At 64.3% G+C, this 19,175-nt stretch carries 16 protein-coding genes; 6 read left to right on the top strand and 10 right to left on the bottom strand.

The genetic code is table 11. From position 1 onward, the window contains the following. Positions 1–17 precede the first annotated feature (17 nt). A complete protein-coding gene (locus GFY24_RS01815) occupies positions 18–449 on the bottom strand; it encodes a PIN domain-containing protein (protein WP_153803167.1) in 432 nt (143 codons plus the stop codon). Beyond that, positions 446–670 (bottom strand): type II toxin-antitoxin system VapB family antitoxin, encoded by a 225-nt coding sequence (locus GFY24_RS01810; protein WP_153803166.1) that lies wholly within the window; start codon positions 668–670, stop codon positions 446–448. The genes GFY24_RS01815 and GFY24_RS01810 overlap by 4 nt, the downstream gene beginning before the upstream one ends. Before the next feature lie 78 nt (positions 671–748). Between GFY24_RS01810 and GFY24_RS01805 the strand changes: the two genes are divergently transcribed. The 3 genes from GFY24_RS01805 to GFY24_RS01795 all read left to right on the top strand — a co-directional run bounded on the left by GFY24_RS01805 (position 749) and on the right by GFY24_RS01795 (position 3,298). Beyond that, entirely contained in the window at positions 749–1,699 is a 951-nt protein-coding gene (locus GFY24_RS01805) for a DMT family transporter (protein ID WP_309230308.1), read from the top strand. Between the two features lie 56 nt (positions 1,700–1,755). Beyond that, entirely contained in the window at positions 1,756–2,790 is a 1,035-nt protein-coding gene (locus GFY24_RS01800) for a MauE/DoxX family redox-associated membrane protein (RefSeq protein ID WP_194852709.1), read from the top strand. Between the two features lie 154 nt (positions 2,791–2,944). Beyond that, on the top strand, positions 2,945–3,298 hold the full coding sequence (locus GFY24_RS01795) for a calmodulin (RefSeq protein ID WP_153803164.1): 354 nt from the start codon (positions 2,945–2,947) through the stop codon (positions 3,296–3,298). Positions 3,299–3,355: 57 nt separating this feature from the next. Here the strand turns inward: GFY24_RS01795 and GFY24_RS01790 are convergent, their stop codons facing one another. Beyond that, the gene (locus GFY24_RS01790) at positions 3,356–4,915 is read right to left on the bottom strand and encodes a Rieske 2Fe-2S domain-containing protein (RefSeq protein WP_309230306.1); all 1,560 of its coding nucleotides are present in this window, start codon (positions 4,913–4,915) and stop codon (positions 3,356–3,358) included. Between the two features lie 191 nt (positions 4,916–5,106). On the opposite strand from GFY24_RS01790, the gene GFY24_RS01785 reads away from it, so the two are divergent. Next, complete coding sequence (locus GFY24_RS01785) at positions 5,107–5,850, top strand: lysophospholipid acyltransferase family protein (protein ID WP_309230304.1); 744 nt, start codon at positions 5,107–5,109, stop codon at positions 5,848–5,850. A gap of 66 nt (positions 5,851–5,916) precedes the next feature. Here GFY24_RS01785 and GFY24_RS01780 read toward each other — a convergent pair whose 3' ends face one another. From GFY24_RS01780 to GFY24_RS01755, 6 genes are all read right to left on the bottom strand, one after another. Beyond that, entirely contained in the window at positions 5,917–6,477 is a 561-nt protein-coding gene (locus GFY24_RS01780) for a hypothetical protein (RefSeq protein WP_153803492.1), read from the bottom strand. A 104-nt stretch (positions 6,478–6,581) separates the two neighbouring features. Next, positions 6,582–8,252 carry an ABC transporter family substrate-binding protein gene (locus tag GFY24_RS01775; protein WP_153803163.1) on the bottom strand — a complete coding sequence of 557 codons (1,671 nt, stop codon included), beginning with the start codon at positions 8,250–8,252 and terminating at the stop codon, positions 6,582–6,584. Positions 8,253–8,295: 43 nt separating this feature from the next. Next, a complete protein-coding gene (locus GFY24_RS01770) occupies positions 8,296–9,960 on the bottom strand; it encodes an ABC transporter family substrate-binding protein (RefSeq protein WP_153803162.1) in 1,665 nt (554 codons plus the stop codon). A gap of 10 nt (positions 9,961–9,970) precedes the next feature. Further along, positions 9,971–11,845: an ABC transporter ATP-binding protein gene (locus GFY24_RS01765; protein ID WP_153803161.1), complete on the bottom strand. Its 1,875-nt coding sequence runs from the start codon at positions 11,843–11,845 to the stop codon at positions 9,971–9,973. Further along, positions 11,842–12,768 carry an ABC transporter permease gene (locus GFY24_RS01760; RefSeq protein ID WP_153803160.1) on the bottom strand — a complete coding sequence of 309 codons (927 nt, stop codon included), beginning with the start codon at positions 12,766–12,768 and terminating at the stop codon, positions 11,842–11,844. The genes GFY24_RS01765 and GFY24_RS01760 overlap by 4 nt, the downstream gene beginning before the upstream one ends. Then, positions 12,765–13,742 carry an ABC transporter permease gene (locus GFY24_RS01755; RefSeq protein ID WP_153803159.1) on the bottom strand — a complete coding sequence of 326 codons (978 nt, stop codon included), beginning with the start codon at positions 13,740–13,742 and terminating at the stop codon, positions 12,765–12,767. Before GFY24_RS01755 ends, GFY24_RS01760 begins: the two co-directional genes overlap by 4 nt. 189 nt (positions 13,743–13,931) lie before the next feature. On the opposite strand from GFY24_RS01755, the gene GFY24_RS01750 reads away from it, so the two are divergent. After that, positions 13,932–14,732: an HAD family hydrolase gene (locus GFY24_RS01750; protein WP_153803491.1), complete on the top strand. Its 801-nt coding sequence runs from the start codon at positions 13,932–13,934 to the stop codon at positions 14,730–14,732. A gap of 129 nt (positions 14,733–14,861) precedes the next feature. On the opposite strand, the gene GFY24_RS43180 is transcribed toward GFY24_RS01750, so the two are convergent. After that, positions 14,862–17,168 (bottom strand): N-acetylmuramoyl-L-alanine amidase, encoded by a 2,307-nt coding sequence (locus tag GFY24_RS43180; protein ID WP_309230302.1) that lies wholly within the window; start codon positions 17,166–17,168, stop codon positions 14,862–14,864. 172 nt (positions 17,169–17,340) lie between these two features. Between GFY24_RS43180 and GFY24_RS01740 the strand changes: the two genes are divergently transcribed. Then, complete coding sequence (locus GFY24_RS01740) at positions 17,341–18,627, top strand: SpoIID/LytB domain-containing protein (protein WP_153803157.1); 1,287 nt, start codon at positions 17,341–17,343, stop codon at positions 18,625–18,627. Positions 18,628–19,175: the final 548 nt, after the last annotated feature.

Here is a 19,175-nt window from a genome sequence, read left to right as displayed (position 1 = left end):
CAGCACAAGGCATCTCACTACTCCGGGGGTGGGCTGGCGGGCGCGTCGTGCACGTTGTGCTGCTGGAGTTCGGTGGCGAGCCGGGCGGCGGTCACGAAGTCGGAGTCATCGTGCAGGACGGTGAGGCCGTGATAAGCGGCGGTGGCACAGACCTGTAAGTCCACGGCGGATAGGCATTGATGATTGCCGTTTTCCGCTGCCCGCCACTGTAATCCGGCGATCCACAGGCTGGCCGACTTCGGAACGGTGACATCGCTGTAGAGCGTGTCGAAAATCGCGCAGTACTGGGCGTACTCCTTCAGGTTGCGGGCCGATCGGAGGAACTCGATCCGCTGTGGATAGCAGGAGTGCACCTCACCGGCAATGGTCGCTTCCCGCCACCGGGTATGGAGTTTCGGATCACGCAGTACGCGCCACAGCGCCGAGGAATCGAGCAGGTATCCGATCAATTCGGAGGTGGCTCCTTCTCCATCCGGTGCGCGGCTTCGGCGCCTTCCAGGTCCCAAGTTTGGGCGAGCTCGAAGTAGCGGTCATACGCGACGGCTCGGGAGAGCCGTTCGTTGTATTCGTGCAGGGCCGCGGCGACCGCGGCGGTCTTCGTGCGGTGCCCGCCCAGCTTCTTCGCCATTTCGAGGGCATCGTCATCGATTTCGATGTGGGTTAGTGACATAGCACCCTCCTGTACAAGAAATGACTATGTACGCCCTCATTATTGTACATTCCGGGGATTGGCGGGGAGTATTGAGCGGTGACTGGGCGACAGCGGGCGGGGTTGATGTTTGGGGGTTGTATCGGCGCGGGGGTGGCGGTGCAGGCGCGGATCAATGGTGCGCTGGGGGAGCGGTTGCAGGATGGGGTGGCTGCGGCGGTGGTGAGTTTCGGGTCGGGGTTGCTGGTGGTGGCGGTGGTCTGCGTGGGGAGCGGGAGCGGACGGGCCGGAGTGGTGCGGGTGTGTCGGGCGGTGCGGGGCGGGAGTCTGCGGTGGTGGCAGTTGCTGGGTGGGTTGTGTGGGGCGTTCTTCGTTGCCTGCCAAGGGCTTACGGTGGCGGCGATCGGGGTGACGGCGTTCACGGTGTCGGCGGTGGCGGGGCAGTTGGTGAGCAGTCTGGTGGTGGATCGGCAGGGGGTGGGGCCGGGTGGGCGTACCGCGGTGACCGGATGGCGGGTCGGGGGTGCGGTGGTGGCGCTGGGGGCGGTCGTGCTGGCCACGTTCGGGCGGCGGGGTGGGTCGGGTTCGGCTGGGCCGGGGTGGTTCGGGGCGGTGCCGGTGGGGGTTTTGATCGTATTGCCGGTTTTGGCGGGGGTGGGGGTGGCTTGGCAGCAGGCGGTGAATGGGCGGGTGGGTGCGGTGGGTGGACCGCGTACGGCGACGCTGGCGAATTTCGTGACGGGGACGGTGGGGTTGCTGTTGGTCGAGTCGCTGGTGGTGGTCGGGAATGGTTGGCCGGCAACGTTTCCCGCTGAGCCGTGGCTGTATCTGGGTGGGGTGATCGGGGTGTTCTTCATCGGCCTGGCGGTGGTTGTGGTGCGCTGGATCGGGGTGCTGCTGCTGGGGCTGACGTCGGTGGCGGGCCAGTTGTTGATGTCGTTGCTACTGGATTTGTCAGCACCGACCGGTCGGGCGCTTTCGGTGCCGGCGGTGGCGGGCTGCCTGCTCACCTTCGCGGCGGTGGCCTTGGCGGCACGCGACCGGGCCTGAAAACCGCTCCGTTCATTCGTGATTCGCGGGAATCGGGAATGTGCGATGGTGCGATTATGGCTATCGACTACGGGGTGTGGGTGGCTCGACTGGTACTGGCGGCGGTCTTCGGACTCTCCGCGTGGGGCAAGTTCGCGGATCCGCCGGGGACCAGGAAGGCGGTGGGGGAGTTCGGTATTCCACTGCGCCTGATTCCCACCGTCGGGCGGGCGCTACCGCTGCTGGAGGCGGTGATCGCCCTGGCGCTCCTACCGCGCTGGACGGCGGCCGCGGCGGCGCTCATCTCGGTGGGGCTGCTCGCGGCGTTCACCGGCGCGGTGGCGCGGCTGCTGCGGCAGGGCAAGCATCCGGCCTGTTCGTGTTTCGGTGCGGCGAGTTCCGCGCCGATCGGGACGGGAACCCTGGTGCGCAATGGCGTGCTCATGCTGTTGTCGCTGGTGGTCGCGGTCGGTTCGGTGGCGTATCCGCGGGTGCCCGCGGCGCTGCCGGCCGAGCATGCGGTGGGGATGGCGGTGGCGGCGGTCTTCGCCATGGTGCTGGTCTGGCTGTGGGGTGAGCTGCGTTCGCTGCGCCGGAGATTGGATGAGCAGGCGCTGTCGACGCTGGGCGGGGAGGGTTTGCCGACCGGTGCGGTGGCCCCGGAGTTCGACCTGCTGAATGCCTCGGGCGCGGGCAGTACCAGCCTGGAATCGCTACTCGCGCCGGGTCGTTCGGTGCTGCTGGTTTTCGTGCATCCGTCGTGCGAGATGTGCGCCGCGCTGGCACGGGAGCTGCCCCGCTGGCAGCTGCGGCGCGCGGATGCGGTGACGATAGCGGTGGTGGGCAATGGTGCGGATGAGCCGCATGCCGAGTGGGCACGCACGCAGGGTCTGGGTGCGATTCCCATGTTGGTGCAGCAGGGGAATGAGGCGTCGCTGCGGTATCGGGTGCGTGGTACCCCATCCGGGGTGCTGATTGCCGCGGACGGCCGGATCGCCGCTCCGGTGGCTCGCGGCGCCATGGCCGTTCGAGACTTACTGATGCAAACGAAACGGACTGGTACGCAACTGGTTTCCCAAAGTAACGGACAGCAGGTTTTCCAGGCGCGGTAATGCGAAACCTGGCTCCGGTTCCACCCGCGACATACGGCACGGTATCTTAATTCCGTTGCCGCACAATCGAATTTGATAAATTCCTGGCCGCGCCCCACCTACCATCGAAGAGCAGGTTTGTTTCCATCCGATAGATCAGTCGAGAGGGAATGTCATGGCCTACTTCGCATTCACCGATTACTCCGGCAAGGAATTCGTCTTCAAGCTGATCAATGATCAGCGCATTGCCGAGGCTCGCCGCATCCTGTCCGGCGAGGAAACGATGTCGACCCATGTGATGGGCAAGATTCGCAAGCGGCCCGAGCCCTACAATCCGGGCTGGTCCTTCGCCTTCGACCCGGACACCATCACGTTCTTCACCATGGCCATCGAGGTGTGCGACTCCAGCATTCAGTACACCGAGGACTATCTCGACGAGGCGTGCGGCGCGTTCCTGCCGGGCTGTTTCTGGTGCCCGTGGTCATCGCGGCTCACCCGGGAACTCCAGGACTCCGAGGTGCAGGGCTGATTCGCCGATTCCGGAGAATCCGGCTGGTGCCGTCACGGCACCGGCCGGATTCGTCGGCTAATTGGCGGGTAAGTCGAGCTTGCGCGAGCGCAGTTCATGCCCCTTGGAGGTCTTGCAGCGTCCCGATTCCAGATCCCACTGCCAGCCGTGCAGATTGCAGGTGAGGGTATTGCCCTCCACCACACCGAATTTCGACAGATCCGCCTTCAAATGCGGGCACCGCCGCTGTACTTCCCAGCCCTCGAGTTCGGTCGACGCCGAATCGTCGTGTGCCTCGGAGAACCAGCCGTCGGCGTAGGCGATGCGTTCGTCGGTGAGGCATTTGAAGAAGGTGTAGAGGAATTCGTTGTATCCGCCGATGCGCCAGGTGGTGAAGCGCGTGGACAGGAAGATGGTGTTCACCCAGTCGGGTTCGTTATCGCGCAGGACGGTGCGCACCAGGATCGGGTCGATACGGAATCCGTAGCGCTGCTTGCCTTCTCCCTCGACGGGTTCGCGCACGAGCCGCTTGGGGAAGTCCAGCACCACGGTCTCATCGCCCATGACGAGGGCGACTGAGTAGCCGATGCCGTCGCAGATCAGGTCGCTCTGCGCCATGATCGGTTCGAAGAGTTCCTTCAACCGGGGCAGTAGCGGCCCGTCGTCTTCGTTTGCCCAGGAAGCCTTTTCGGCGGCGAGGACCGGTGCGAACCGCTGTGCCATGGCCTCGATGTACGCGGCCTTGTCACCGTAGATGGAGTCCGGTGCGACGGGATGCGAGAGCTCGGCGAGGTCCTTGCCGTGCAGTTCCACGGTCGAGCCCGGGATCATCAGGATTCCACTGTTGTTCCCGTGCAGCTCCATCTGATCCAGGAAGACGACCTGATCGGGGAAGATATTGCCTTCATCCCCGCGATCGTCGTTCAGATAGCGCAGTTCGTCGTCCAGGAACACCGGCGGCCCGGCGGATGGCACGACCCAGGTGGCCCCGACCTGTTCGATATACGAGCGCGCCCGGTCCATTCCGCGCTGACGCTTCTGCTTGCCGAAGTTGGCCTTGGTCTTGGCTGGAATGTCGTAGACCATCGGGTACCAGATGGCCCCGGAGTACTGCAGCAGGTGGATGTCCACGTGCCCGAAGGCGTCGTGCAGCACATCCATATCGACCGGTCGCGCGTCATTCATGTTGAAGCACACGGTTTCACCGTCGGAGACGACGATGCCGGAGTCGCCGATGGGTCCGTCGGCGGGTGCGCGCAGCGCGATGATCATGATGTCGAGCTCGTTGCCGCCGGCACCGGTGATGGTGTGCTTGACCGAGTTCTCGGTTTCGAAGAACTTGGTGAAGCCCAGCTGCTCCAGCTCGCGGCGCAGATCCGGCACCGGATAGTCGGGGAGCAGGACCGTCGCGTCCTTATTGATCTTGTCGGCGAGGTGTTTCGCGTCGAAGTGATCGCGGTGCAGATGCGAGACGTAGAGGAAATCGCAGTTGCCGAGCGCGTCCCAATCCAGTTGGGTGTTGTCGGGGAAGGGAACCCATGATGCGAAATATGCCGGGTTGACCCACGGATCGCACAGGATCGTCCCCGCTGCGGTTGAGATGTGGAACCCGGCGTGTCCGACGCTGGTGATCTGCACGAGCTTCTTCCTCCTCGACCGTTACCAGCCACCCAGACTACTGGCTACCCGGAAACGTCGCCGATGCAGTAACCCCGGCTCCCGTACTTCAGGGTGAATGCCGGTTATTTCGCCCTCGAACCGGCCGTCGCCGGACGGTTGTTGCCTGGATCACTGGTCGCCACGCGGGTAGCGACTACGCTCACGGAATTGTGGAACCCGTCTACTTCCCGATTGTCGGGCTGGCTCGTACCGTCTTCGCGGCGCAAGGCCTGAAGTTCACTGTCACTGGCGACGAAAACATCCCGGCGAAGGGTGGCGCTGTCATCGCCATCAATCACACGGGTTACATGGACTTCACGTATGCGGGCCTGCCTGCGCGTACGTCGAAGCGCTATGTGCGTTTTATGGCGAAAAAGGAGGTTTTCGACAACTCGGTCATGGGTCCGATCATGCGGGCGCTCAAGCATATTCCGGTGGATCGCGCCGCGGGCGCGGATTCGTATCGTGAGGCTGTGAATCGGCTGCGCTCGGGCGAACTGGTGGGTGTGTATCCGGAGGCGACCATCAGCCGCAGTTTCGAGTTGAAGGAATTCAAGTCCGGCGCGGCTCGTATGGCCATCGAGGCGAATGTGCCGATCATCCCGATTGTGATCTGGGGCGCGCAGCGGGTCTGGACCAAGGGGCATCGCAAGCGCCTGGGCCGCACCAATACCCCCATCTCCATCGAGGTGGGCGCGCCGATCCAGCCGGTCGAACCGGCGTCCGCGCTGACCGACCAGCTGCACAAGACCATGGAAGCCATGCTCCTGAACGTGCAGAAGGATTACGTGCACGAGCCCGGCGCGTACTGGGTGCCCGCGCGATTGGGCGGCAGCGCACCGACTCTGGAAGAGGCGAACGAACTCGACCGGGCCGAGGCGGCGGAGAAGGCCGCGCGCCGCGCCGAGCAGTAGCGGAAAACGCAGCCCTTCCGGATCATGGGGTCCGGAAGGGACTGTGAGCCGGGGTTATTCGACCGATCAACTGGGATCGGACCCGCGAATCGCCGAAAACCACACCGCCGCACCCGCCCCCATCATGGTGGCGGCGGCGAAAGCCGTTGGCCCGCCGCCCGCTACATACACCCACAGCAGCCCTGCGAACGGCCCCACCACCGCAGACTGCGCGTCGAGCAGCAGCCGCCGCCCATACCGCGCGACCCGCAACGCTGTCACCGCCGCCCCGTCATCCGGCCGAGCCGGATTATCGATGAGCCGTCCCACCGGTTCGGTATTACGCAGCCGCCCAGCGGGATACACCCGCATCCCATCCACAGTGACTGTGCGCCCGGCCAATTCGGCATCGGTCTGGGTCAGCGTCACCAAGGTCGGATCGAAATACACCGGCAGCCAACGGGTCCGCCCACCCGTGGTGAACTCCAACCAAGACCGGCTGACCAGCCGATGCTGCTGCCGCACCCGCCGCACCCCCACATCCCGGCACGCGACACCTCGCGGCAGCCCGGCTGGCAGATACCCGAACGCACTCGTGACTTGAAATCCGCTGTACCCCAAAATAATCAGCGCCACCGTCCCCAACATGGCAACCTCCTCCGAACCGCCGAACGGCGCCCAAGCGAGGCAAATCGCGAGAGCGCCGATCGTCACAACGGCCGGATAGGTCAGCGGATGACCCGTCCGGGAGATCACTTGAGGAAGCCGACCTTGGTGTAGTCGGGGGAGGCCATACCGAACGCACCCCAGTTGGCCAGGTCGGTCCGGGCGGCGTGGGTGCCAGGTGCCTGGACGAGGGGCAGCGAATGAACTTCGGTCCAGATCATGGTGTCGGCCTTATTGGCCAGTTCGAGCGCCTTGTCCGGGCTGAGTTCGGTGAGCGTCTGGTCGATGACGGTATTGAGCTCGGGTGAGCCGATACGGGATTTGTTGCCCTGCCAGTTCTTCGGGTCGTAGTAGTAGACCTGCCGAAGCACGCCGAGCGGCAGGACGCCGCCCTGCAGGCTGTACTGGGCGAGGTCGAAGTTGCCCGGGTCGATCACATTGGTGAACAGCCCGGAGCCCGGCACTGTCTGGATTTCCAACTTGACGCCGATTTTTTGCAAGTCGGCCTGCATGAGCTTGGCGATATCAACCCAGCGGTCCTGTTGGTACATGACGTCACGCAGGATCAACTTGCGGCCGCCCTTCTCCCGCACATCGCCGTTGAGGACCCAGCCGAGGGCGTCGAGTTCCTTGGCGGCGGCATCGGGGTCATACCCGACGACCGCCGAATTGTCCTGGTAGCCCTTCTGGCCATCCATGAACACATGGCTGTTCAGCGCCTTCGGATTGTCCACGAGGCCATGCTGATTGGTTTCGGCGATGGTCTGCCGGTTGATGGCCTTGGCAACGGCCTGCCGCACCTTCACATCCTCAAGCACCGATCCGGGTGCGCCATTGAACGCGACAAGGCTGAACGTGGGTTCGGACGCGCGACGGATTTCCACTCCGGGGGCCTGCCTGGAGGCAGTGACGTTCTCCAGCCCGGACATGTACGCCTCGTCGAGTTCATTGTTCTGGATGGCCGGCAACCACGCCGCGATATCCAGCACGCTGAAAGTGATGTTGTCGAGCTTGGGCGTATCTCCCCACCATTTGGGGTTGCGGCTCAACGTGATTCGGCTCTGGGTCCGATCCAAGTTGGTGATCGTGAAAGGTCCGGCGCTGACCGGCAGCGAGTTTCGTGCCCAATCGTTGAACGCCTGCGGCGAGACGGTGTTCGCCTTCGGGTACAGCGGGCCGAACAGGCCCTTCCACTCGGCGTAGGGCTGTCGGAAGGTGACCACCGCCTGCCGGTCATCGGCCCCGCGCTCCACCTTTTCGATCTGGTCGTAGCCCTGGGTGCCGGCCACCAGGTATTCAGGGTTGACGCCGTTTTGCGACTGCCACTGCGACCGCATGTCCTCCCAGATGATGGGACTCCCATCGGTCCACACCGCCTTGGGGTTGATCGTGTACGTGATCACCTGCGGGCTATTGCCGGTCATCTGCACATCGGTGAAGTAGTCATGATCGATGTTGAGCTCGCCGGCGGCGTCGCTGACGAATGGCACGGGAAGCGTCGGGCTGATGACGTCATTGGTGTCGGTCGTATTGCCGTCGACGCTCAGGCCATTGAATGATTCCGGGAATGCCGTCAGCGCCAGCCGCAGGTTGCCGCCGTCCTTCAGATCCGATACGGGATGCGGGTTGATGGCATTGGTGGATCCCAGTGCGCTGGTGCCGCCCTCCCCGCTGCTGCCAGAGCTGCACCCGGACACGATCAGGCCGATCGCGGCCAGCGGGATCGCTAGCCGGGTCAATGTCGAACGTGTCCGCATGGAACGCTCCTTTCGCCGGAACGGCTGGTGGTTACTTCGGGCCTTATTTCAGGTACCCGATCTTGGTGTAGTCGTACGAGGCCAGGCCCGGCGCACCGTAATTGGCCAGGTCGGATCGCGTGCCGTAGTTGCCCTCGTTCTGGATCAGCGGCAGCGAGTGGCCTTCCTCGAAGACCTTGCGATCCACCTGATTGGCCAGTTGGACGGCCTTCTCCGGATCCAGTTCGGACAGCGTCTTGTCGATGAGGTCGTTGAGCTCGGGGGAGCCGATGCGGCCGAAGTTGGCCTGCAAATTATCGGGGTAGTAGCCGTAGATCTGCGGAATCCCGTTGTACGGGAACGCATCACCCTGGAAGACGAACTGGCAGACGTCGAAGTCGCCGGGCTGGATGACATCGGCGAAGTAGCGGTTTCCGGGCCGGGTGTCGATGGTCAGTTCGACGCCGACCTTGCCCAGGTCCTGTTGGATGAGTTTGGCGATCTGCACCCAGGTGTCGTCGTTGTACATGACGTCCCGAATCACCAGGCGCTTACCGTCTTTCACGCGTCCAGTGCCGTCGCGGGTCCAGCCGAGCGCGTCGAGTTCCTTGGCGGCGGCGTCCGGATCGAAGCCGAGGCTGTTGTTCTGATAACCGCGCTGGCCGCGCAGGAAGATGTGATTGTTCAGCGGTTCCGGCTTGGCGGTGAGCCCGTTCTGCATGAGGTCGGCGATCCGCTGCCGGTCGATGGCCTTCGAAATGGCCACGCGCAGTTGCGAATCCGCGAGGATGGAGCCCGGTGCGCCATTGAAGGTGAAGTGCCGCCACCGATTCAGTGGCGCGTGCCGGATGGTCAGGTCGGGCACCGCGCGCACGTTCTGCAGATCGTCGATGGTTCGGAGCAGGACCGCGTCGACCTCTTTGTTCTGCAGCGCCTGGGTCCACGCATTGCTGTCCAGCACCCGGTAGACCATGGTGTCGAGTTTGGGCTGATCGCCCCACCATTTCGGATTGCGGGCCAGGGTGATCAGGCCGCCGGTGCGGTCGGCGGAGCGCACCACGAACGGTCCCGAGGTGAGCCCGATCGCGTTCACCTCCGAGGTATTGAACGCATCCGGGTCGGTCGTCACCTGTTTCGGGTACAGCATGGAGTTCCCGGCGAACTGCCCCTTCCAATCCGCATAGGGCTTGTCGAAGGTGATGATCGCCTGCCGGTCGTCCGCGCCGCGCTCCACCTTGGCCACGCGGTCGAACCCGTTGGAGATGGCGATGAGGAAGCGTTTGTCCTTGCCGCTCAAGGCATTCGCCTGCGCGGCGATATCTTCCCAGGTGATCGGCGACCCGTCCGACCACACCGCCTTCGGATTGATGGTGTAGCTGACCACCTGCGGGCTGGTGCTGGTCATCTGCACGTCGGTGAAGAAGTCGTGGTCGATGCTGAGATTGCCGGCGGCATCGGTCTCGAATGACCGCGGCATGAGCGGTTTGATCATGTCGGCGACTTCGCCGTCATTGCCGTCGATCTGGAGCGTGTTCCAGTTCGCCGGGAACGAGGTCATGGCGAGCCGTAGATCGCCGCCGTCGCGAATGTCGTCGCGCGAATGCTCATTGATATCCGCGGTGCTGCCGAGGCTGCCCGTGCCGGTGGGCGCGGTATCGCCGCCGCTGCACGCCGCCAATGCCAGTCCGGCCGCGAGTACCAGTGCGGCGCAACCTCGTCCACTACGCATCCGACATCTCCTATCGAGTCGCTACCGGAACGGGTACCGCGTCGATCAGCGCACGGGTGTATTCGTGCTCCGGAGCGGCGAAAATGCGTTCCGCCGGACCGTATTCGACGATCTGCCCGCGATACATGACCGCGATGTCGTGCGCCAGATTACGCACCACCGAAAGGTCGTGGGAGACGAACAGATAGGACAGTCCGCGCTCGGTCTGCAGGTCGCGCAGCAGATTCAGCACGCCCGCCTGGATCGAGACGTCCAGGGAGGAAACCGGTTCGTCGAGCACCAGTAGTTCGGGATCCAGTGCCAGGGCGCGGGCCACATTGATGCGCTGCTTCTGGCCGCCGGAGAAGTCCGCCGGGTACCGGTCGGCATGTTCGGGCCGCAGCCCGACCTGTTCCAGCAGCTCCGGCACCCGCTTGTTGATCTCCTCGCGGGAGCGGCCGTTGATGCGCAGCGGTTCGGCAATGGCATCGGAGATGGGCAGGCGCGGATCGAGCGAGGACGACGGATCCTGGAAGACGATCTGCATCTTGCGCCGGATCTCGCGCCGCTGCGGTTTGGTCAGCGTGCTGACATCGTGGCCGAGGATCTCGATACTGCCGCTCTCGGGCCGCAGCAGATCCATGATCTGGGTGAGCGTGGTCGACTTACCCGATCCCGATTCACCCACCAGCGCAAGGGTTTTGCCCGACCGCACCTCGAAGCTGATGCCGTCGACAGCCTTGACCTCACCGGTACGGCGCTGGAACACCACACCTTTGGTGATCGGGAAGGTTTTGCGCAGGTCGGTCACCTTCAGCACCACCTGCGATTCGTCTACCTTCGCGACCTCGGCCGGGGCGTCGATCTCCTTGCGGTAGGCGGTGAACAGCTGTTCGGTGCCGATCTCGGCGGTACGAATGCAGGCGGCGCGATGCCCGGGACCGGTGTCCTCCAGGGGCGGTTCGGCGACCAAGCAGTCGTCGACGGCGATCGGGCAGCGCGGTGCGAAGGTGCAGCCCGCCGGGAGCGCGTGCATGGCGGGCGGTGCGCCCGCGATGGGAATGAGCGCCGCCCGGGCCGGACCGTCCATACGCGGAATCGAGCCGAGCAGGCCGACCGTGTACGGCATTCGCGGCTCGTGGAAAAGCTCTGCGGCAGGAGCGGTTTCGACGATCCGCCCGGCGTACATGACGGCCACTCGATCGGCGAGGGTGGCGGCGATACCCATATCGTGCGTAATGAAGATGACACCGGCTCCGGTGATATCGCGGGCCTTGCGCAGCAGATTCAAGATCTGCGCCTGCACCGTCACATCCAGTGCGGTGGTCGGCTCGTCGCAGATGATCAGCTCGGGATCATTGGCAATCGCCATGGCGATGACCACGCGCTGCCGCATACCGCCGGAGAACTCGTGCGGAAATGCCTTGGCGCGCACCGCCGGATCGGGAATGCCCACCAACTCGAGCAGTTCGATCGCCTTGGCGGCCGCCTCATGCTTGCTCATCTTGCGGTGCGCCAGTAGCGCTTCCGCGATCTGATCGCCGATGCGATAGACCGGGGTGAGCGCGGACAGCGGGTCCTGGAACACCATGGACACGCTGCTGCCGCGCAGGGTGGACATCTGCTTGTCGTCGAGTCCGAGCAGTTCTCGGCCGCGCAGCCGGATGGAGCCCTGGATGCGGGCCTGTTCGGGCAGCAGCCCCATGATCGCCATGGAGGACACCGATTTACCGGAACCCGACTCGCCGACGATGGCCAGCACTTCGCCGTCGTTCACGGCGAAATTCACGCCCCGCACCGCGTCGACGCGGCCTTCCTCACCGGGGAAGGACACGCGCAGGTCCCCGACTTCCAATAGCGGCGCGGTGGTCGTGCGCCGCCGCTCGGCCGAGGTCTCTTCGCTCATTTGCCGGCCTTCTTCCGCGCCTGCTTGGCCCGTGCCTTCTTCGCACTCGGGTCGAAGGCATCGCGCAATCCATCGCCCATGAGGTTGGCGCACAACACGATCGTGATCAGGAATCCACCGGCGAACATGAACGTCCACGGGTAGGTCAGCGCCGACTTGCTGTACGTGCCGATCAGCGAGCCGAGCGACACATCGGGCGGTTGTACGCCGAATCCGAGGAAGCTCAAACCGGTTTCGGCCATGACCGCGCCACCCACCGCCAATGTGGTGTCGATAATCAGGATGGACGCGATGTTCGGCACCACATGCGTGGTGATGACCGTCCAGGTGGAGGCACCCATATACCGTGCGGCGCGGACGAATTCGCGTTCGCGCAGGCTCATGGAGAGTCCGCGGATGATGCGCGCGCTGATCATCCAGCCGAATCCGGCGATGAGCAGGGTCAGCAGCACGATCGAGCCATTGCCCTTGGTCTTGGGTGCGAACAACGCGATCATGATGAAGCTCGGGACCACCAGCAGCAGATCGACCAGCCACATAATGGCCTTGTCGGTCCAGCCGCCGAGCAGACCTGCCACCGATCCGGCGATGGTGGCGATGAACGCGCCGATAATGGCCGCCCCGAACCCGATGATGAGGGACTTCTGCAATCCACGCAGTGTCTGCGCGAGTACGTCCTCGCCGATGGTGGTGGTGCCGAACCAGTGTTTCCCGCTGGGCGGCTGCAACTTCGCGGTCGGATCGATATCGGTATAGGTGTACGACAGGAAGTGCGGCAGCGTGAACGCCACCACGAAGACCAGCAGCAGCACGATGGTCGCGGTCACCGCGACCTTGTTGCGGAGGAAGCGCCGCCACACCAGCTTGCGTCGCCCGGTGGCGGCCTGTGGCGCACCCTGGACGATGATTTCGACATCTGTCATCCGACACGCACCCTGGGATCGAGGATCGCGTACGCGATATCCGACAGCAGACCGGACAGCAGCACCACCAGGCCTGCGAATACGGTCACGGTCAGCACGATATTGATGTCCTGGGCATTGATGCCGTCCACCAGCCATTCACCGACTCCGTGCCAGCCGAAGATCTTCTCGGTGAAGGTGGCGCCGGTAATGAGACCGCCCAGGCTGTAGGCGAACAGCGTCGCCATGGGGATCAGTGCGGTGCGCAGCCCGTGCTTGTAGAGGGCGCGGCTGCGCGGCAGCCCCTTGGCGCGGGCGGTGCGGATGAAATCGCTGCTCAGCACGTCGAGCATGGCATTGCGCTGGTATCGGCTGTAGGCGGCCATGGTGCCCAGCGCGAGGCCGAGGCTGGGGACCACCAAATGCTGGACCCGGTCGACCAGTTGATTCCACAGCCCGTGCACCTGCGTCGCCGAGGTCTCGCCGGTATAGAGGAAGATCTGCTTCCCGGTGGACAGATTGATCTCCAGCGCACCGTATTTCAGCAGTGTGGCGAGCAGGAACACCGGTGTGGACAGCAGTAGCAGTGAGACGACGGTACTTAGGTAATCGCTGAACTTGTACTGCCGGATGGCATTCGACGCACCGATGAGCACACCGAGCACGGTGCCGACCAGCGCACCGATAATGAGCAGGCGCAGGCTCACCCCGATTCGGCGGGGCAGCTCCTGCGTGATCGGCTGTCCGGCGAGCGTCTTGCCGAAGTCGCCCTGCACGACTCCGCCCGCCCACGCCAGATAGCGCTGCGGGATGGGCTCATTCAGGTGCAACTCGGCGCGCTTGGCATCGATGACCGACTGCGGCGGTCGCGGATTGCGCTGTTCCAGGTAGTCCAGTGGCGTGAACGTGAGCGATGCCACGGTGAATACCAGGAACGACGCCAGCACGAGCAGCACGACATAGTTCAGCGCGCGTCGCAGTAGAAAACCGGCCATCAGTCCCTCTCGGGTCGAGTTCTAGCCCAGATCATAGGGATACCTGTGGATAACCGTGTGTTACGGGACAGCAGTGGCGGGTAACGAGCATGCAGACAATGCCGGGCAATTCGCGCAGCGTTCTCATTTCGGGCGCGGGTTTCAGGCAGGATGGACTAGGTGACTCTCTTCCACCTGCCCAAACCCAAAATGGTGGCCACCGATGTCGATGGAACCCTCATCGACAACGGCGAGCAGGTGAGCTCGCGCACCAAAGCCGCGATCGACGCCCTGATCGCGGATGGCGTGCAGTTCGTGCTCGCCACCGGCCGGCCGCCGCGCTGGATCGATCCGGTCGTCGAAGGCCTCGGTTACGCGCCGTTGTGCGTGTGCGCGAATGGCGCGGTCATCTACGACAGCGCCGCGGACCGGATCCTTTCCACCCGCACGCTCGATGTGGAGACCCTGGCCTGGGCCGCGGATCTGGCCGAAACCCTGCTCCCCGGTTGTGGACTCGCGGCCGAGCGGGTCGGGGCGACCGCGCATGATGCGGCGACTCCGCAATTCGTGAGCTCCCCGGAGTACGAGCACGCCTGGCTGAATCCGGATGACACCGAGGTGTCGCGGGCCGAGGTGATCGCCGCGCCGGCCATCAAAATGCTGATCCGATTGCCGAGTGCCACCAGCGATGCCATGCGCGCGATTCTGGAGCCGTATCTGACGGGTCGCGCCGACCTCACCTATTCGACGGACAACGGCCTGATCGAACTGTCCGCTCCCGGCGTCACCAAAGCGACCGGTCTCGCGAGTGTCGCGCAACGCTTGGGCGTCCAGCACACGGCTTTGATTGCCTTCGGCGACATGCCGAATGACGTCCCCATGCTCAAGATGGCGGGCCACGGCGTTGCCATGGGCAATGCCCACCCCGAGGCGATTGCCGCCGCCGACGAGGTTGCCGCCCCGAATCACGAGGACGGCGTAGCCCAGGTTCTCGAACGCTGGTGGGTCTGACCGCCTCCGTCTAACGGCGGCGGTCTGCCGGCGCCTCGTCGAGCACGGCGCGCTGCCCACGTCATCCCGGCATGCTTTTGGCCGGGATCCACACCTGCCAATTGGATTCCCGGCCAAAATCACTGAAAGTTACGGTCCCGCAGCCGGAATCGGATCCGCCTGCTGGGCATCCCCGAGCACGGCGGGAATCGGCGCGGGCGCTTGACCTTGTCCGGCGGTCAGGTTCTTCAGCACGGTCGTCACAATCCCCGTCAACTGGCTGAAAATCAGTGACCCGTTCTGGAAGTCGGTTCGCACCCCGTCCTGCACCGGGTATTCACCGCTGGTGGGCAGGCCGAGCATTCCGGTGCCCGCCCCCAATTGCAGGAAGCGCTGGAGGATCTTCCCGACCACCGGGAACACCTGCCCGTCCGGTCCGGAGTACAGGTATCCGTTCACGAATTGCGCGTACTGTCCGCCGTTCCCGGTCGGCTGCGGTTCCGAAGTCGCCTGTCCCATAGGACCATTCGGCCCGCCGGACGCCCGGTAGTACTTGGCGACGGGACTGGTGTCGAGCATGCCGAGCAGCTTGGCGGTCAGGTCGGCGAGTGTCGCCAGATCGGTTTCGCTGTTCGGATTACTCTGCGGCTGTTGATTATTGGCATTGCGCTGCGGACGAGTCTGCGACGGCTTCTGCGGCTGCACCGGATTCGCCGAACTCGGTTTCCCCGCAACGGATTCCGCGATCGACCGGATCCGGTCCATCAGCTCGTAGGCCAGATCGCCGGGGCATGAGGTGTTGCCGACATCCCTGTGCGCGAAGATATTCGGCAGTTTCACGGCCTGTCCGAGGGCGTAGCGCGTGTAATCGCTGCCCTCGGAATACATGGTGGTCTTGCCCTCCGGATCGATGCCGGCCACCTTGGACCGCCATCCGATGAAGTTGCCCATCGCCTGGATGGCTTCCTCGGTCGGCGCTTCTTCCTCGTGATTGCCCATGAACGCGACACCGGCGGTATTGATATTGAATCCGCCCGCGTGCGCGCCTTCGACGGGACGATCCAGTCCGCCGAATCGTCCTTCGAAGATCTGCCCGTACTTGTCGACGAGTGCGTTGTAGCCGATGTCGCACCAGCCCAAAGTCTTTGCGTGATAGGTGTAGATGGAGCGCACGATGCCCGCGGATTCGGCGGCGGTGTAGTCATTGCGGCCGGCGGTGTGGTGCACGGTAATGCCGTTGACGCCGTCGTCGTAGGTGGGTTCCTCGCAGCGCAGGGATTCGTCCGCACCCCATTGCGCGCGGCTGATCACCTTGGGTCCGCCGCCGGGCAGCGGTGCGGCGACCCGATTGAGGTTCTCATCGGCCGCGCCGCGACCCGGATCGATGAGAATCGCGGCGAGTTTCTCCAGGTTGATCTGCGCGGGGTCGCCGGAGTGATCGGTGAACGGGGCGGCTTCGGGGCGTCCCGGCAGGGCTTGCGCGTCGGGATTGGGCGCGTTCGGTACGGGGGCACCGGGATTCGCGGGTGCGACCGGTGCCGGCGCACCGGGGTTGGGCGCGACTGGCGCGTCCGGATTGGCGGGAGCGTCGAGTACCGGGGCATCGGGGTTCGCGGGCGGCACTGCCTGAACATCCGCCGGCGGCACGGCTTGGGCGTCCACCGGCGGTGCGGCGGGGACATTCGCGGGCGCGTTCACCGGTTTCGCGGTGTTCTTGCGCGTCACCAGGATCTGCACGGATTTGGTATTGCCGACATAGATCGGTTCGGTGCCGCTGCGCCCGGCCTTCTTACTGGGCGTGTCGACGGCTTCGGTGGGATACCAAGGGCCCCAACCGCCGTCGGTGCGTTTGGCGCGAATGAGTGCGGTGGTGCCGATCAGCTCCGGCGCGGTCAACGCGACCATGCTGAACGGGGTGTCCCGGCTGAGTTCTTTGACCTGCGCCCCAACCTTGCTGACCAGCTCGTCCGGCACGGCATTGGGAGTCAGTGCGGGGGTGGTGGGATCGCCGATAATTTTCGGAAGATTCTCGGCTTGCGGTGCGGCAGTGGGATTTCCAGCGCCCGGTGCCGGCACTTCGGGTCCTGGGGCGGCGATGAAGCCCGGCGCGCTGCCGGGCTTACCTAGTCGCGGTAGTGGAATCTCGCTGGGTAGCCCGAGCCCAGGCACCAGTCCCGGCGGGATCTTGATCGATGCGGGCAGCGGCAGCATACGCAGATCGGACAGGTGGAGATCGGGCAGATTCATGCCGGTGAGTTCGCGCAGCGGCAGCACCAGATCGGGCGCGGAGGCGAGTGCCACCTCGGCCATCTCCGCTGGTATTGCTGCAAGTTTGCTTTCGTCGGTGGTCCGGATGTCGGGGGAGTCGCTCAGCGCCAGGATGCCGAGCGGCGCGGTGATCGCCAGGGCAGTGACAACCGGGAGAACATACGAGTGTTTCGTTCTGCGGTACGGCACGAGCAGCTCCCATTCGACGTCTAACCGTTGCGGATCGCCGGAATGCCGAGGTTGCGTCTCGACGAACCAACGATCACACTAGTCCCAACTGTCACAATCCATGAACGTGTGGTTGAGGATTAGCTTTCGGTTACTCGAATGTAGCTTCGGCTATCGACAGAATGGGTATGACATGCCGAACGGGTACTTACGTCAACGCCGGAGACGGCAACGCCTACTAGCCTTATCGCTCGCCGCGGGCACCCTCGGCGGTGCGACAGCGGGTCTGCTCTGGGCCTTGCCCGATCGCGAGTACACCTTCGCCGCCAGTCCGGGCCACGGCCGCGGCCTCAGCCAGAATGGCGCGTTCGACCGTGCCGTCGGGGGCAATACCGCCGAAACGATTCTGGCCCACTACTACCCGGGCGCGGCGCTCGATACCGTCGCGTCGACTCCGATCCGGGTCCGGCTGATGGGCTTGGACGGCAAGACTCTCGATGTCGAATCCGAGACCGGTCTCTATGTCGCGGGCCGCCGGGTGGTTCCGGGCCAGGCCGCGCACCTCACCCCGACCGCCACCGGCGCGGACGTCACCATCACCCGTGGTTGCGATGGCGCGGTCCTGTGGGAGGGCACGACCGACGACCCGTACGCCTATCCGCTGGAGAACGGCGCGAATCGGCCCATCGCCGAACAACTCGAACTCTGCGAGGGCTCGAATTATCGCGGTGTACTGGGTGTCACATTGGACGGCAACGAATCTCGTGTAATCAACGAGGTTGATATAGAGGACTATCTCCGCGGAGTCGTCCCCGCCGAAATGGTCCCCAACTGGGCCGATGAAGGCGGCGCGGAAGCCCTACGTGCACAAGCGATCGCGGCCCGCTCCTATGCCCTGGCCGACCAGCGCTACTCCTACGCCCAAACCTGCGACACCACCGACTGCCAGGCCTACCCCGGCACCGACCGCGAGGACGCCCGCACCACCACCGCCGTCCAGTCCACCGCGGGCCAGGTCCTGGTGTACGACAACCACATTCTGCGCGCGGAATACTCCGCCGCCCCCGACGCGGGAACCCCCAGCATCGACAACCTCGAAGTCGGCCCCGCACTGAGCGAATTCCAATCCGCCCCAACCCTTGTCGACCCGACGGTACCGACCTACACCGATCCGTCGACGACCGATCCGACCTACACGGATCCGTCGACCACCGACCCGTCCTACGCGGATCCAACCTTGACCGACCCCGCCACCCCCGGCGTTGCCACCGCACCCACGCCCCGGGATCTCACCGAAGCGGTCACCCCGCCCCTGATCAAGGCCTTAGAAATGCTCTCCAACGCACCATATTTCGCGAACCCAGTCACCCCGGGGCCACCGCTGAACCCTGGCCTCCCCGGCAACATGGCCTCCCCCAGCACCGCGTCAACCCCGACACCCCCCACCACCTCCGTCCCACTGTTCTCCGGCCCGGCCTGAGACCGAGCCCGATCCCGCTGGGCTCTGGATAGAATCAGCGAAGAAGGGCCTATGCGGGAATATCAACGTGCCTGGGATGGCGACAACATCAGATTCCCCAGGGCTCAATGGATTACAGAGTTCGATTCCCCGCTCGAATCCTATCCCGAGGTGGACTTCTCGCCGATCGACATGTCCTCGGCCTTCACTGCTATCTGGAGGGCAGAAGTTTCAGGTGGCGAGGAGTCGCCTAGGGATTGGGAGGAGACGGCCCGCTCCAAAGCTGGCTATTCCCTGCAATATTCGGAATGCAAGCTCTGATGACCATCCGGTGAACTGCTCGGTTGAATCCTATCCCTCGGATGCTCGGAATCGCTTGTGCGCGTGTGCTTGTTACCGTCGAGTTGGGTATGAATGTCGACTGGCTCGAGATCCATTGCGCTAGTGCTGAACTGACGAATTCCGCGTACAGATGTGTATACTGCGGCTCGTCAAGGTTGCTCGATTGCACTGCGTCACAGGGCATTACGCACGGGTGGGGTGAGATGGGTTAGGTGTGGAGGTGCCGC

The sequence above is a fragment of the Nocardia sp. SYP-A9097 genome (assembly GCF_009649815.1).
Lineage (GTDB): Bacteria > Actinomycetota > Actinomycetes > Mycobacteriales > Mycobacteriaceae > Nocardia.
This window is presented reverse-complemented; position numbering and strand designations above follow the sequence as displayed.